Annotated in this window: 11 protein-coding genes; 9 read left to right on the top strand and 2 right to left on the bottom strand. The window is 73.4% G+C overall.

Annotated elements, in window-relative coordinates; genetic code table 11:
• Positions 1-16 precede the first annotated feature (16 nt).
• Entirely contained in the window at positions 17-883 is an 867-nt protein-coding gene (locus SXIM_RS12595; RefSeq protein ID WP_046724010.1) for a GNAT family N-acetyltransferase, read from the bottom strand.
• A gap of 59 nt (positions 884-942) precedes the next feature.
• On the bottom strand, positions 943-1,857 hold the full coding sequence (locus SXIM_RS12600; RefSeq protein ID WP_078635470.1) for a helix-turn-helix transcriptional regulator: 915 nt from the start codon (positions 1,855-1,857) through the stop codon (positions 943-945).
• Positions 1,858-1,983: 126 nt separating this feature from the next.
• Between SXIM_RS12600 and SXIM_RS12605 the strand changes: the two genes are divergently transcribed.
• From SXIM_RS12605 to SXIM_RS12645, 9 genes are all read left to right on the top strand, one after another.
• Positions 1,984-2,235: an Atu4866 domain-containing protein gene (locus SXIM_RS12605; RefSeq protein ID WP_030732250.1), complete on the top strand. Its 252-nt coding sequence runs from the start codon at positions 1,984-1,986 to the stop codon at positions 2,233-2,235.
• Positions 2,232-2,972: an SDR family oxidoreductase gene (locus SXIM_RS12610; protein ID WP_030732253.1), complete on the top strand. Its 741-nt coding sequence runs from the start codon at positions 2,232-2,234 to the stop codon at positions 2,970-2,972. The genes SXIM_RS12605 and SXIM_RS12610 overlap by 4 nt, the downstream gene beginning before the upstream one ends.
• Entirely contained in the window at positions 2,969-3,442 is a 474-nt protein-coding gene (locus tag SXIM_RS12615; protein WP_046724024.1) for a nuclear transport factor 2 family protein, read from the top strand. Before SXIM_RS12610 ends, SXIM_RS12615 begins: the two co-directional genes overlap by 4 nt.
• Before the next feature lie 107 nt (positions 3,443-3,549).
• Positions 3,550-6,111, top strand: coding sequence for a rhamnogalacturonan lyase (locus SXIM_RS28545; protein WP_046724025.1), 2,562 nt, complete (start codon positions 3,550-3,552; stop codon positions 6,109-6,111).
• Positions 6,112-6,227: 116 nt separating this feature from the next.
• Positions 6,228-7,283 (top strand): tetratricopeptide repeat protein, encoded by a 1,056-nt coding sequence (locus SXIM_RS12625; RefSeq protein WP_030732261.1) that lies wholly within the window; start codon positions 6,228-6,230, stop codon positions 7,281-7,283.
• Positions 7,280-8,323 (top strand): polyprenyl synthetase family protein, encoded by a 1,044-nt coding sequence (locus SXIM_RS12630; protein WP_046724026.1) that lies wholly within the window; start codon positions 7,280-7,282, stop codon positions 8,321-8,323. Before SXIM_RS12625 ends, SXIM_RS12630 begins: the two co-directional genes overlap by 4 nt.
• Before the next feature lie 306 nt (positions 8,324-8,629).
• On the top strand, positions 8,630-9,187 hold the full coding sequence (locus SXIM_RS12635; protein ID WP_030732269.1) for a sigma-70 family RNA polymerase sigma factor: 558 nt from the start codon (positions 8,630-8,632) through the stop codon (positions 9,185-9,187).
• Positions 9,184-10,383, top strand: a complete 1,200-nt coding sequence (locus SXIM_RS12640) for a hypothetical protein (protein ID WP_052385255.1) — start codon at positions 9,184-9,186, stop codon at positions 10,381-10,383. The genes SXIM_RS12635 and SXIM_RS12640 overlap by 4 nt, the downstream gene beginning before the upstream one ends.
• A 35-nt stretch (positions 10,384-10,418) precedes the next feature.
• A complete protein-coding gene (locus SXIM_RS12645) occupies positions 10,419-15,074 on the top strand; it encodes an FtsK/SpoIIIE domain-containing protein (RefSeq protein WP_046724027.1) in 4,656 nt (1,551 codons plus the stop codon).
• The last annotated feature ends 6 nt before the right edge of the window (positions 15,075-15,080 follow it).

Below are 15,080 nucleotides of genomic sequence, written 5' to 3' on the forward strand. Positions count from 1 at the left end.
TGAAGCGGGCCGGCCCCTATCCCTCCCGGCTGCTGTCCCGGACCCCGGGAAGTCTCCGGAAGCCGGCCGACACATAGGTGGCCACGCCCGCGGTGTTGGCGGTCGGGGTGCACACCAGGGCGCTGGAGGAGCCGAGTTCGCGCAGGGCCGCCGCCGCGGCGACGGCGACCGCCCGGCCGTACCCGTGACCGCGGTGGTCGCGGTGGGTGCCCAGCGGCTCCAGCACACCCGGTCGCCCCGGGCCGGCCGACCAGACCGTCACCGTCGCGACGGCCGTGCCCTGTTCGTCGTACGCGACCAGGCAGCGGGCGTCCGCGTACGGCGCACCGGCCGCCATCGCGTGCCAGCGCTCCTCCGTGAAGGTCGAGCTGTCGAAGGACGCCCGCTGCACGGCGACCCGGTCACCGACCCGCTCCGGACCGGCCACCTCGATGCGTACTCCCGGGTCCGGCGGCGGCTCGGTGAGGTCGTGGCGCAGGGGCGTCCACGGTTCGCCGGGGTGCCAGCCCCGTTCGGCCAGCAGGTCGTGGACCGGGGAGTCCATCGGGGCTTCGACATCCGCCGCCCCGGGGCCGAGCACGCCGCGTTCCGGGCGCGTCACATCGTCGGCCAGCCGCCGCGCCAACTCCCCGTCGCGGCGCACCTCCGGGGCGGTGGTCAGCCGGAACAGCCGGGGCCCGTCCAGCAGTCCGACGGCGAGGATCCGCCCGTCCCGGCTCCAGGTGCGGACCGCCGCAGCCGTCGCCGGTGCCCCGAATCGCCAGAACCAGCCCAGGTCCCCGGGGTGCAACTGCATCGGCTGCCCGTCGTCCTGCCACTCGCGCAGCGCGTTCACGACCTCGGTCAGACCCTCGGGCTCCGGCGTGCGCAAGGCGATCGTCATGGGCCCATCACAGCGCACCGGCGCGGCGGTCCGCACCCGGTTTACGCGCCGATACGTCCTCAGGGGGAGCCGGTCCCGCCCGCGGTGCCCCGCGACGTGGCGTGCAGGGTGCCCAGCAGGGTCAGGGCGTGTGCGGCGGCGGAGCCGGGGGCCGCCTGGTAGATGATCAGTTGCCGGCCGGGGGCCTCGCGCACGTCGAACGCGTGGTAGGTCAGGGTCAGCGGGCCGACGTCCGGGTGGTGGAGGTGCTTGGCCGCCCGGGTCTTGCCCCGGACGGTGTGGGCGTTCCACAGCCGGCTGAACTCCGGGCTGCGGGCGGTCAGCTCGCGGACGAGGGCGCGCAGGCGCGGGTGGTCCGGATCGGGTCCCGCTGCCTGGCGCAGGTGGCCCGCGAGCGCTTCGGCCGTGGCGTCCCAGCGGGTGTAGAAGTCCCGCCCCGCCGGGTCGAGGAACGCCATCCGGGCCAGGTTGTCCGGCTGCCCGAAGGGGGAGTGCAGGGCCTGGGCCAGGGCGTTGGCCGCCAGGATGTCCAGGGTGTGGCTGATGACGAACGCGGGGGCGCCGGGGTAGCCGTCGATGAGGTCGCGCAGCGCGGGGCCGACCTGTTCCCCGGCGGGCGGCGTGAACCGGTGTCCCGGTGTGGTGCCGGCCAGCCGGTGCAGGTGTTCGCGGGCGTCGGTGTCCAGCCGCAGGGCGTCGGCGAGCGCGTCGAGGATCTGGGCGGAGGGGTGGCGTTCGCGGCCCTGTTCCAGGCGGGCGTAGTAGTCGGCGTTCACCCCGGCCAGCACGGCGACCTCTTCGCGGCGCAGTCCGGGGACCCGGCGCTGCCCGTAGCTCGGCATGCCCACGTCCTGCGGGCCCAGACCCGCCCGGCGTGCCCGCAGGAAGTCGCCCAGGTGATTGCCGGAACCGGAGTCGGATGGGGACGGGGAGGAGGGGCGCGGGGCCCCGGACGGGGAACGGTCGCCGGTCATGCCGTCCAGGCTAGGACGCCGCGCCGGGCGCCGCCTGGGTGTGCCGCACCCCGGCAGCGACCGTCCTGGCCGCCGACGGGCGCCCGCCCCAGGCTGGGCCGTGACAGCCAGCGAAGGGAGTCCAGCATGACGGACCACACGAGCGTGGTCGGCCTGTGGGTGACCGCCGACGGTCACATCCGCCAGGAGTTGCGGGCCGACGGCCGGTACGAGGAGGCCCGCGGCGGGCGCCGCGGCGCGTACACCGGCCGCTACACGGTGACCGGTGACCACATCGACTACGTCGACGACACCGGGTTCACGGCGACCGGCGACATCCGGGGCGGCGTGCTCTACCACGAGCACCTCGTCCTCCACCGGGAGAGGACGACGCGATGACCCGCACCAAGGACAAGGTGGTGGCGATCACCGGTGCCAGCAGCGGGATCGGCGAGGCGACCGCCCGGCGGCTCGCCGCCGACGGGCACCGGGTGTTCCTGGGCGCCCGGCGCACCGACCGGCTCGCCGCGCTCACCGGGGAGATCAACGCCTCGGGGGGAACCGCCGCGTACCGGCGGCTCGATGTCACGGACGCCGCGGACGTACGGGAGTTCGTCTCCGGCGCCCGTACCCGCTTCGGGCGGCTGGACGTCCTGGTGAACAACGCCGGGGTGATGCCGCTGTCGCCCCTGGAGGCGCTGCGCACCGACGAGTGGGACCGCATGATCGATGTGAATGTGCGCGGCGTGCTGCACGGCATCGCCGCCGCGCTGCCGCTGATGCGCGAGCAGGAGGGCGGCGGGCATCTGGTCAACGTCGCCTCGGTCGGGGCGTACGAGGTCTCGCCGACCGCCGCCGTGTACTGCGCGACCAAGTTCGCGGTGCGGGCGATCTCCGAGGGGCTGCGCCAGGAGTCGGGCGGGCGGGTGCGGGTCACGCTGGTCTCTCCCGGGGTGACCGAGTCGGAGCTGGCGGACGGCATCTCCGATCCGGTCGCCCGGGCGGCCATGGCGGCGTACCGGGCGGTGGCGTTGCCGGCCTCGGCCGTCGCGGACGCGATCGGGTACGCCGTGGCCCAGCCGCGCGAGGTCGACGTCAACGAGATCGTCGTGCGTCCCGTGGGGAGTGCCCAGTGAGCGATCATGTCGCGGCGCTGGAGCGCCGGCTCAGGGTGCTGGAGGACAAGGAGGCGGTGCGCGCGCTGCTGATGCGGGGGTGGCGGGCGCTGGATCGCGGGGACTGGGGGACGTGGAGCGCCTGCTGGGCCGGGGACGCGGTGCTGGAGTTCGGGCCGTGGGGGGAGATCCGCGGGCGGGACGCGATCCGGGCGCGGGTGGAGGAGGCGGAGTCGCCGTACGCCGCCATGCAGCACCACATCCTCAACCTGCACGTGGAGGTGGACGGGGACCGGGCGACGGGCATCGGCTACATGTGGTTCGTCGCGGTCGGCGGGCCCGCCCCGGATGCGGCGGGCGCCCCGTACGCGATGGGTGGCCCGTACGACTGGGAGTTCCGGCGTGACCCCGGGCGCGGCTGGCTGGTGGCGCGCCAGCGGCTCGGGGTCCAGTGGACGCACGGAGCGGATCCATTGCGCGCCTTTGAGTGAAGCTCTCGCCTTTTGTGCGCAAAGGGTTGACGGTGTGGAGGGGGCACCGTAGCGTCTCGGCCGTTTATTGAGACGATTCAATCATCGGTCGTGGAAGGGACGTTCCCATGAGACCGTACGGAAGAACGCGAGCCGTCGCCGTGACGGCGGCGCTCGTCGGCGGGTTGCTGGCGGGTGCCGCCGGGCCCGGGGCCGCAGCCCCGGGATCCGGCTCCGGCACCGGCTCCGCCGCCCTCCAGCTGGAGGAGCTGGACCGGGGCCTGGTGGCCGTCGCCACCGACGAGGGCGTGTTCCTCAGCTGGCGGCTGCTCGGCCACGAGGTGACCGGGGCCGGGGAGAACGGCATGACCGGCGCCGACTTCCGGGTGTACCGGGACGGCGAGGCCATCGCCACCGTCACCGACAGCACCAACTTCCTCGACCCGGACGGTCAGGACGGTGCCTCGTACCGGGTCGCCGCCCTCGTCGGCGGCACCGAGGTCGACCGCAGCGACGCCGTCTCCCCCTGGTCCGAGGGCTACTACGACATCCCGCTGCGCAAGCCGGCCGACGGTGTGACCCCGGCCGGCGAGGCGTACACGTACCGCGCCAACGACATGAGCGTCGGCGACGTGGACGGCGACGGCCAGTACGAGTTCATCGTCAAGTGGGACCCGTCCAACTCCAAGGACGTCTCCCAGGTCGGCTACACCGGCAATGTCTACATCGACACCTACCGCTTCGACGGCACCCTCCTGCACCGTATCGACCTGGGCGTCAACATCCGGGCGGGCGCCCACTACACGCAGTTCCTGGTGTACGACTTCGACGGCGACGGCCGCTCGGAGATGATGTTCAAGACCGCGCCGGGCACCAAGATCACCCGGTACGGGAAGGACGGCCGCGCCGTCTCCACGAAGTACATCACCATGCCCCGCGAGGACGTGCGCGCCGGTTACGGGCACGGTGACGACTACCGGATGAGCGCCGAGGACTACGCCGAGCACCTCGCCGGCATCTTCCGGGGCTGGCACGAGCACCCCGAGGTCGTCGCCGGGAACTGGCCGGCCACCGTCGAGGAGGCGCTGGGCGCCGAGGACGAGTTCAGCCACAGCTACCCGCTGTCGGCCGCCGACGCCGCTGAACTCACCGACTACTTCATCGATGTCTACGCCCCCTCGCGCAGCGGCAACAACCGGCTGCGCGCCTTCGAGGGCTTCATCGTCGACGGGCCCGAGTACCTGACCGTCTTCAACGGCCTGACCGGCGCCGAGCTCCAGACCATCGCCTACAAGCCCGGCCGCCACGACGACGGGCTCATGTGGGGCGACTACGCGATGAACCGCATCGAGCCGGGGAACCGGGTCGACCGCTTCCTGTCCGGCGTGGCCTACCTCGACGGCACGCACCCCTCCGCCGTGTTCGCCCGCGGCTACTACACCCGCACCACCCTCGTCGCCTACCGCTGGGACGGCCACCGGCTGACCGAGGACTGGTACGTGGACAGCGGCTGGACCCCGATGTCCAACCCGTTCAACGACGGCCCGCACGGCGTCGAGGGCACCGACCCCGAGTACGGCACCCTCACCACCCAGGGCTTCCACTCGCTGTCCGTGGCCGATGTGGACGGCGACGGCAAGCAGGAGATCGTCTACGGTTCGGCGACCCTGGACCACGACGGCTCACTGCTCTACAGCTCCTACGACTTCGGCCCGCCGGAGTCCAGCGTCCCGGGCGAGTACGTGAAGCTGGGCCACGGCGACGCCATGCACGTCGCCGACATCGACCCGGACCGCCCCGGCCTGGAGATCTACACCGTCCACGAGGGCGGGCCGTGGGCCCCGTACGGGTACGCGCTGCGCGACGCCGCCACCGGTGAGGTGCTGTACGGCGGTTACACCGGCGTGGACACCGGGCGCGGCATGATCGGTGACATCGATCCCTCCCGCCCCGGCCTGGAGACGTGGGGTTCGGGCATCGGGCTGTGGAGTGCCGGCGGTGAGCGGCTGGGCTCGCAGACCCCCGGCACCAACATGAGCATCCGCTGGTCGGGCGACATGACCACGCAGCTGGTCGACGGCGCGATCGATGTCACCCCGACCATCGAGGACTGGCAGCGCGGCACGCTGCTGACCGCCACCGGCACCCTCACCAACAACCACACCAAGGGCAACCCGTCCCTGGTGGCCGACATCTTCGGCGACTGGCGCGAGGAACTGCTGGTGCGGACCGAGGACAGTTCGGCGATCCGCGTCTACACGAGCACGGAGGTCACCGACCGCAAGCTGTACACCCTCATGCACGACCCGCAGTACCGGGTGGACGTGGCGCGGCAGCAGACCACCTACAACCAGCCGTCCTACCCGAGCTTCTACTTCGCCTCCGACACCGACTGGGCGGACGTCCCGGTGCCGGACTTTGTGACGCCGGGCGGGGTGAGCGCGCTGAAGGACGCGCTGGACGCGTTCGTCCGGGCCGGGGATGTCGACCGGGTGACCGGGATCCTGCTGTCGGTGCCGCTGCTGGTGGCCAAGGTGCAGTGGGAGCAGGCCGGCAGCGCGCGGGGCGCGGTGGCGGCGCTGGAGTCGTTCGTGTGGCAGCTGGAGAAGGCGTCGAAGCGCTCGGTGTCGGACGGCGCGCGGGCCGCGCTGACCCATCGGGCGCAGGTGCTGATCAGCCAGTTGCGGTGAGGAACGTCTGAAATTCATGGCGCGCCGGAGCCGTTCGGGGCTCCGGCGCGTCTCATCATCGGACCACCACAACGGCTATACATACTGAGTATACACCTCGTGTATAGTCGCTCCGCATGTACGCCAACGCGTTCGCGCCCGAATATCAGGGCGCCCTGAACTCCCTGTCGGTCAACTCCTCGCTCACCGATGTCCTGCGTGCGGCGAGCGAACAACTGCGGATCGCCGAAGCCTCCGGCGACCGGCGCGAAGTGGCCCGTGCCGGACTCGGCGTCGCCGAGGCACGGCGCCGGCTCGGCCAGGTCGCCGAGGCGGACGCCGCGTGGAAGGCCAGCTACCGTGCCGCCCGCGCCGCGGACGACCTCGGCGCCATGGCCTGGGCCATGTGGAGCGGCGGCACCCTCGCCCGGCAGCGCGGCGCGCTGCCGCTCGCCCGCCGGCTGCTCACCCTCGCCGCCGATCTCGGCAAACGCGGCGACGACGTCGTCGCCCGCGGCTACTCCCTCGCCGGGCTCGCCGAAACCGGCCGAATACAGGGGGACTACCAAGCCGTCGGCCGGCTGCACGAGCAGCTCCTCGCCGAGGCCCGCAAGCGCGGCGAGGCCCGGCACACGGTCTGGGCGCTGGAGGGGATCGCCCAGATCCACCGCAACACCGGAGATTTCGACCGCGCGCTCGCCCTCTTCGAGGAGGCCGCCGAGATCGCCCGGAACGCCGACGACCGGCGCGGCTGGGCCTGGGCCCAGCGCGGCATCGCCGACATCGTCTCGGTCCGCGACGGCGACGCCGACCGCGCGCTGAGCATCCTGGAGAAGGCCGAACGGGCCTGCCGCCGGATGAACCTCACCTCCGCGCTCGCCTACAACCACAAGATGCGCGCCAACGTGCTCTTCCGCGCCCGCCGTTACCGGCAGGCCAAGCGCGGCTACGAGGAGACGCTCGCCGAGTTCCGCGCCATCGACGAGCTGCGCGGCCAGGCCCTGTGCCGGCTCGGACTGGCCAAGACCCTGCACCGGCTGGGGCAGCGCGGCCCGGAGGAGACCGCCGCCGAACTGCGGGAACTGCGCACCCTCTTCCAGCGCATCGGGCTCCACCACGCCAGAGCCATGACCGACAAAGCACTGGCCGAACTGCCCACGACCGCGCCCGCCCCCGCGGAGGCCGCCCCATGATCCGCGAACTCACCCCCACGACAGCCACCCCGGCCACCACCCCCACGACCACCCCCACCCCCGCGTCCGACATCCTCGCCCGCACCCGCGCCGCCACCGCCCCCGCCCTGGACCGGGCACTGCGCCAACTCCACCCCTGGCTGTACGAGATGGCCACCCACACCCCGGACGGCAAGGGCATCCGCGCCGCCCTGACCCTGCTGGCCGCCGAAGCCGTCGGCGCCACCGGGGCCACCGCCGTCCCCGGCGCCGTCGCCGTGGAACTCGTGCAGACCTTCTCCCTGGTCCACGACGACATCATGGACGGCGACGAACACCGCAGAGCACGCCCGGCCGTGTGGAAGGCGTACGGCACCGGGCCCGCCGTCCTCGCCGGCGACGCGCTCCACAGCCTGGCCCTGGACACCCTGGCCGCCGGCGGCGGCCCGCACACCGCCACCGCCGTACGGCACCTGATCGGCGCCCTGCGCGACCTGGTGCACGGCCAGGCCGAGGACCTCCGGTTCGAGCACACGCCCTGGCGCGGCGAGGGCGCCGTCACCCCTCACGCGTACCTGGGCATGGCGGGCCGCAAGACCGGCGCGCTGTTCGGCTGTGCCACCGCGCTGGGCGCGGCCCTCGGCGGCGCCCAGCCCCGTACCGTCGACGCGCTGCGCCGTGCCGGACTGCACGCCGGAGTGGCCTTCCAGGCCATCGACGACGTGCTGGGCATCTGGGGCGACCCGGCGGTCACCGGCAAGCCCGTGTACGGCGATCTGCGGCGGGGCAAGAAGACCCTGCCGGTACTGCTGGCCCTGGCCGGCGACCGCGCGGACGCCCGTGCCCTGGCCGCCGTGCTGGGCACGGACCCGTTCGGCGACGAACACGCCCGGTACGCCGCCGCCCTGATCGAGGCGGCCGGCGGGCGCGCCGCCGCGCTCGCCGAGGCGGACCGGCAACTGGCCCTGGCCCACCGGTCGCTGCGCGCGGTGCCGCTGGCACCCGCCCCCGCCGGGGAAATCCGCAGCCTTCTTTCATATCTCACCACCCGCCGCGGCTGAACAACCGGTGCGCGGAGAATTCCGCGCACCGTCACCCGGCCCCCCTCGCGCCCGCCGTGGCCGCACCAGGCACCGCCCATCGGCGCCCTGCCTGCGGTTTTACCCCCACGTCACACGCGCCGCCGCCTGTTGTCAGCCGCGCACTGCCCGTATGCCGCCCGCCCGCAAAGTCCCCCAGGTATCGGTAAACAAAAATCTGAGCTACATCTGAGCTTATTGGCCGGGATTTTCCCCACCATCTGGAGAAACATGGACGCGGACATGAATACGCTCTCCACGCCGAGACGCTGAGGATGGAGCAGACCCATGCGTACCGCTCAACGCGACCCAGGCGAATTGCTGGACCGGCTCAGCAGCGCGTACCGTGCCCGGCTGCTGCGCTATGTGAACCGGCTCACCCTGGGAGACCCCCACCGCGCTGAGGACATCGTGCAGGAGACCATGCTCCGGGTGTGGCGCCTGGCCGTGCGGCAGTCCGCGCGAACGGGCGCCGCCGAGCACGAGATCGCCTACGACGAGGACCGCCTCGTCGCCTGGCTGTACACCGTCGCGCGTAACCTCGCGGTGGACGCCCACCGCCGTGACCGCACCGTCCCCATGGGAGTGGTCCCGGCACCCATGCTCCAGCGCTGCACGGAGCCCGACATGGCCGACGCCGTCGTCGAACGCCATGTGGTGCACGGAGCGCTTGCCCGCCTCACCCCCGAACACCGCGAGGTCCTCGTCCAGGTGCACCTGTGCGACCGGTCCCGTGCCGATGCCGCCCGCGCCATCGGCGTCCCCCAGGGGACCGTCAAGTCCCGTACCCACTACGCTCTGCTGGCCATGCGCCGCGAGATGCGACGGGAGAATGCCGCGGCATGAGAAACACCGACCCCTTCGAGTTCTTCAGCACCCACCGCGACACGATCTTCCGCATCTGCGGGATCATCGGCGCGCTGCTGATCGTCTTCCTCATCCTGCGGGCCATCGCCATGCGGATGGGCGGCTGGTCGGCGGCGTGGGCCCGCGTCAAACGCGAACTCGCCGTGACCCGCAACGCGTTCGCCGCACCCATCCGCGCCTGGTTCCAGCACCAGCGGCGGCTGCGGCGCCTCATCCACCACCTGGGCGCCCCGCTCACCTGGCGCGACGCCGAACGCGCCCTGGTCCGCGCCCGTCAGGAGGCCGCCCCCGCCCGCCCGTACGCCGCGCTCGTGGACGACCGCGAGGTCACCGTCCTGCTCGCCGACTCCACCGACGCCGGCACCTGGACCATCGACCGCACCGAACTGCCCGCCGTCACCCCCGACCCGGACGCCGTGCGTCCGGTGATCGTCTCGCTGGGCGTCAGCGAGGACGGCACCGGCCGCGCCGTCTTCCTCGACCTGGCCACCGGCCCCCAGCAGTTCGCGATCGAGGGCGACCAGCGCGCCGGCGCCGCCCTGCTCCAGGCCATCGCCGCCCAGCTGGACGTCCGGCTGCCGGCCGGCCTGGTCACCGTTGCCGAGGGCGTGCACCGCGACCACCAGGGCGAGCCGGTGCGCAACGCCTACCGCGCCGCCCGCGAGACCGAACCGCACTTCGGTCTCGGCCCGGTGCTCATCGCCACCGAACTGCCCGACCCGCTGCCCGTCGAGCTGAGCGCGCCGCCCTCCGAGGACCTGAGCGTGCCGCGCGTCATCGTCACCGGCCCCGGCCGCGGCCACGTGCGGCGGCTGCTCGCCGACCGGCACGCCCGCGTCTACGTCACCGGCACCCCACTGCTGCCGTTCTTCGACGCCCTGGGCCGCGCGCTCGCCCGCGTCCTGCCCCACATCCCGCCCGTCCTGCCGCCCGCCCCGCCCACCGGCAACGCCGCCAGCGACCTCTTCGAGGAGGCCGAGGGCCAGGAGCAGCAGCAGACCACCCTCGTCAAGACCCGCAAGGCCGAGCCCGAGGAAGTCCCGCTCGGCCGCAGCGCCGCCGCCCCGCTCGCCTCCGTGGCGGACGCGGAGGCCGGCGAGACCTCCGCAGGGCCCGCCGCCGACGCCACCCCAGGCACCTCCCCCTCCATCACCAGCCGCTCCCCGCAGCCCTGAGCTGAGCCGAGAGCGCCCGACGCCGCTGGACTCCCGTGAAACTGACCGTCTCCGCCGCCCCCGCGGGCGGCACACCCACCGACCATCTGCTGGACGTCCCCGAGGACGCGACCGTCGCCGACCTCGGCTCCGTACTCGGCGCCGAACACCTCTACCTCGGCGACCAGCAGCTCGACCCCGACGCCACCCTGGGCGCCAGCGGCATCCGTGAGGGCGTCCTGCTCGGCGTGGACGCCCCCGCCACCGAGGGCCGCCGTTCCCTCACCCGCGCCTGGTCCCCGCCCGCCACCGACGCCGCGCTGGTCGAGGTGCGCCACGTCTCGGGCCCCGGCGCGGGCCACGTGTGGCAACTCGGCCCCGGCAGCCACGAGATCGGCACCGACCGCGGCTGCGCCCTGCGCCTGGACGGCGGCGGCGCCCCCGAACGCGGCACCTGGATCACGATCGCCGCCGACGGCGGCGTCAGCTTCCGCCTCCCCGAGGACGCCGACCCGGACCGCTGCGGGCTGCGCTCGCTGACCCCGCCGCCGCCCGTCGACCCCGAGACCGGCACCCCGCTCACCGCCGAGGAGCCGGCCGGCACCCAGGACGGCGGCCCCGGCGGGCACTCCGTGGCACCTCCCCCGCCGGGCCCCGACGGCCAGCCCGCACCGCCACCGCTGCCCCCCGTGCACCAGCTGCCGGAGCCCGACGACGGCGAGGCCGACTGGCCGGTGTGGGCCGACCTCTCCCTCGGTGACCATCTGCTGCGGCTGAGCACCCCGTTCGAGCCCGACGCCGCCATCAACCCCTCCCCCGACGGCCTGGGCGTGGAGTACAACCGGCCCCCGCGCATCGCCCCCCACCTGGACGCCGAGTCCATGAAGATGGCGGGCCCGCCCGGCAAGCGCGGCAACCGGCCCTTCCCGTTCCTGATGCTGATCGCCCCGCTCGTCATGGGCCTGGTGATGGTCAGCCTCTTCCGGACGTTCTTCTTCGTCGTCTTCGTCTTCTTCACCCCGATCATGGCGATCGGCAACTGGCTCATGAGCAAGCGCAGCGGACGCAAGCAGTACGAGGAGCAGCTGCGGCTGTTCCGGCTGCGCCGCGCCGCGCTGGAGCTGGAGGTCCGCAACGCGACCGTCGCCGAACGCGTCCTGCGCAACGACACGTTCCCCGACCCGGCGTCCCTGCTGCTGACCGCGACCGGACCCGGCCACCAGCTGTGGGAGCGCCGCCGCCGCGACCCCGACCATCTGGCGCTGCGGGTGGGCACCATCGCCCGCGCCTCGCTCAAGCGGATCACCGACTCGGCGCGCGAGAGCAACCACACGAGCGTGCACTGGCGGCTGGCGGACGTGCCGTACTGCGTGGAGATGACGCAGCTGGGTGTCGTCGGCATCACCGGGCCCGGCGCCGGCCCGCGCCGCCTCGCCTGCTGGGCCGTGGCCCAGTCCGCCGTCCTGCACAGCCCCCGCGACCTGCGGATCGTCGTGCTCACCAGCAACGAGCACGCCGACAGCTGGAGCTGGGTGCGGTGGCTGCCGCACCTGCGCCCCGACCGGCCCGGCGCGGCCGGCACCGTCATCTCGGTGGGCAACGACCCCGAGTCCACCGCGCACCGGGTCAACGAGCTGATCGCCGACATCAAGGCCAGGACGGACGCCGCCTCCTCGGCGCTCGGCCGCACCCTGATGAACTTCCCCGACACCCTGGTGATCCTGGACGGCTCCCGGCGGCTGCGCGACGTGCCCGGCATCGTGGAGGTTCTCACCGCCGGGCCCGGGGTGCGGATCTTCAGCGTCTGCCTGGACGAGCGCGAGCGGCTGCTGCCCGAGGAGTGCGTCGCGGTCATCACCACCTCCTCCGGCGACGCCGGCACCGAGGACAAGGACGCCCTGACCGTCCGGATCTCCGGGGTGCCCACCGTGGAGGGCATCCGCGCCGACATGGTCACCGCCGCCTGGTGCGAGGAGATCGCCCGCGCGATCGCCCCGGTCCGGGACGTGACGGTGGACGCCGACTCCGGACTGCCGGGTGACGTACGGCTGCTGCCCCTGCTCGACCAGGAACCGCCCAACCCGCAGACGCTGCTGTACAACTGGGCCCGCCGGCCCGCCTCCACCTCGTTCACCCTGGGCCAGGGGTACGAGGGGCCGCTGCGCATCGACCTGGTGCGCGACGGCCCGCACGGACTGATCGGCGGCACCACGGGCTCCGGCAAGTCCGAACTGCTCCAGACGATGATCGCCTCGCTGGCCGCCGCCAACCGGCCCGACGAACTCGCCTTCGTGCTGGTGGACTACAAGGGCGGCAGCGCGTTCCGCGAGTGCGCCCAGCTGCCGCACACCCTGGGCATGATCACCGACCTGGACGGGCACCTCGTCCAGCGGGCGCTGGCCTCCCTGGAGGCCGAACTGCGCCGCCGCGAGCAGTTGCTCGCCGATGTCGAGGCCAAGGACCACACGGAGTACCGCCTCAAGCGCGCCCGTGACCCGCGGCTGCCGGCCCTGCCCCGGCTGCTGCTGGTCATCGACGAGTTCGCCACCCTGGTACGGGAGCTGCCCGAGTTCGTCCCCGGGCTGATCTCCCTCGCCCAGCGGGGCCGTTCGCTGGGCCTGCACCTGATCCTCGCCACCCAGCGGCCCGGCGGCTCGGTCAACAACGAGATCAAGGCCAACACCAACCTGCGGATCGCGCTGCGCGTCACCGACCGCTCCGAGAGCCAGGACATCATCAACAACCCGGACGCCGCGGCCATCTCCGCCGGCACCCCGGGCCGGGCCCTGCTGCGGCGCGGGCACAACAACCCCACCCCGTTCCAGACAGCCTGGGTCGGCGCCGAACGCACCGACAGCGACACCCCGCAGGAGATGGCGGTCGACGAGGACGGCCCCGACGCGCCGGCGCCGGTGCGCACGGTGCGGGCCGCCGAGCTGACCTGGAGCGGTATGGGGCGCCCCACCGACCTCGGCGTGGAGGACGACGACCTTCCCGAGTCCGAACGCCCGATCCCGGTCGAGCGGCCCACCGATCTGCTCGCCCTGGTGCAGGCCATCACCACGGCCGCCCACCAGCTGCCGGACTACACCGAGCAGCCCAGCCCCTGGCTGCCGCCGCTCTCCGAGCAGCTGCGGCTGGACGAACTGCCGCCCACCGAGCCGCCGGAGGCACCCGGCGGGCTGCCGCTGGTGCCGTACGGGCTGCTGGACCTGCCGGAGTTCCAGGACCGCAGGCTGGGCAGCATCGACTTCGCCACCTTCGGCCACCTGTACGTCATCGGTGCCCCGCGGACCGGCCGCACCCAGGTGCTGCGCACCGTCGCCGGGTCGGCCGCCATGGCCGTCAGCAGCGCCGATCTGCACATCTACGGCATCGACGCGGCCGGCGGCGGGCTCGCCGCGCTGGAGACCCTGCCGCACTGCGGCGCGGTCGTCGACCGGCACGACACCGAGCGCCTGGAACGCCTGGTCGCCCGGCTCGTCAGTGAACTGACCTCCCGGCAGCGGGCGTTGTCGCAGCACAGTTGCTCCAGCCTCACCGAGCTGCGCGCCAAGCTGCCCAAGGACCAGCGGCCGGCCCACCTGCTGCTGCTCATCGACGGCTGGGACGCGCTGAGCGGCATGATCGACGACTACGACGGCGGCCGGATGTACACGGATGTGATCCGGCTGCTGCGCGAGGGACAGGCCGCCGGTCTCCATGTCATCGCCACCTCCGAGCGGCTGCTGCTGGGCGGCCGGCTGGCCGCGCACAACGACCGCCGGCTGCTGCTGCGGCAGACCGACCCCAGCGACTACCACCTGGTCGGCATGGCGCGGGGCAAGGTGCCCAGCCATGTGCCGCCGGGGCGCGGCTGGATGGCGCCCGCCGGTATCGAGACCCAGATCGGTCTGCTGCCGGGCGACCAGGACGGCGAGGCCGCGAGCGACCAGGGCGAGGCGGTGCGCGCCATCGGCCGGCGGGTGAGCAAGCGGGACAGCAAGGTTCCGCAGGCGCGCCGGCCGTTCCGGATCGGGCAGTTGCCCGGGCTGATCGGCTTCACCGAGGCGATGGAGCAGCTGCCGGCCGAGCAGCGGCGTCCGCTGTGGGCGCTGCTGGGCATCGGCGGCGACGCCGCCGCCCCGCTGGGCTACGACTTCGCGTCGGGCGGCGGCAGCTTCCTGGTGGCGGGTCCGCCGCGCTCGGGGCGCTCCACGACGCTGGCGGCGATGAGTGTGTCGCTGCTGCTGGGCGGCACCTCCCTGGTGGTGATCACCCCGCGCGACTCGCAGCTGCGCCGGCTGGGCGTGCACGAGCTGGCGAAGGTGATGACCGACACCGATCCGTCGGCCGAGGAGCTGAACGCCGCGCTGGACGCGGTGGAGGGGCGGCCGGTGGTCGTGGTGGTGGACGACGCCGACATGCTGGCGAACTGCCGGGCCGACCGGGTGCTGCGCGCCGTGGCCACCTCGGGCCGCGACCAGCACCGGGGGCTGCTGCTGGCCGGTCCCTCGGAGTCCATGTCCTCGCTGGGCTGGATGGGCGCGGCGCGACGGTCCCGCAGTGGCATCCTGCTGGGCCCCAAGTCCATCGGCGAGGGCGATCTGATCGGCTCGCGGCTGTCGTCGGAGCAGATGCGCAGCGCGCTGCCGGAAGGCCGTGGCTGGACGGCGGGGCCCTCCGGTCACGCCATAGCGGTCCAGGTGCCGCTGACGGTGCTGGACGGCTGAGCCGGT

It is taken from the genome of Streptomyces xiamenensis (genome assembly GCF_000993785.3).
In the GTDB taxonomy this organism is placed as follows: Bacteria; Actinomycetota; Actinomycetes; order Streptomycetales; family Streptomycetaceae; genus Streptomyces; species Streptomyces xiamenensis.

What these genes read in the sequence shown, in the direction of transcription:
- SXIM_RS12595 (WP_046724010.1), bottom strand. Translation starts at nt 883, where the DNA reads ATGACGATCGCCTTGCGCACGCCGGAGCCCGAGGGTCTGACCGAGGTC.
- SXIM_RS12600 (WP_078635470.1), bottom strand. Translation starts at nt 1,857, where the DNA reads ATGACCGGCGACCGTTCCCCGTCCGGGGCCCCGCGCCCCTCCTCCCCG.
- SXIM_RS12605 (WP_030732250.1), top strand. Translation starts at nt 1,984, where the DNA reads ATGACGGACCACACGAGCGTGGTCGGCCTGTGGGTGACCGCCGACGGT.
- SXIM_RS12610 (WP_030732253.1), top strand. Translation starts at nt 2,232, where the DNA reads ATGACCCGCACCAAGGACAAGGTGGTGGCGATCACCGGTGCCAGCAGC.
- SXIM_RS28545 (WP_046724025.1), top strand. Translation starts at nt 3,550, where the DNA reads ATGAGACCGTACGGAAGAACGCGAGCCGTCGCCGTGACGGCGGCGCTC.
- SXIM_RS12625 (WP_030732261.1), top strand. Translation starts at nt 6,228, where the DNA reads ATGTACGCCAACGCGTTCGCGCCCGAATATCAGGGCGCCCTGAACTCC.
- SXIM_RS12630 (WP_046724026.1), top strand. Translation starts at nt 7,280, where the DNA reads ATGATCCGCGAACTCACCCCCACGACAGCCACCCCGGCCACCACCCCC.
- SXIM_RS12635 (WP_030732269.1), top strand. Translation starts at nt 8,630, where the DNA reads ATGCGTACCGCTCAACGCGACCCAGGCGAATTGCTGGACCGGCTCAGC.
- SXIM_RS12640 (WP_052385255.1), top strand. Translation starts at nt 9,184, where the DNA reads ATGAGAAACACCGACCCCTTCGAGTTCTTCAGCACCCACCGCGACACG.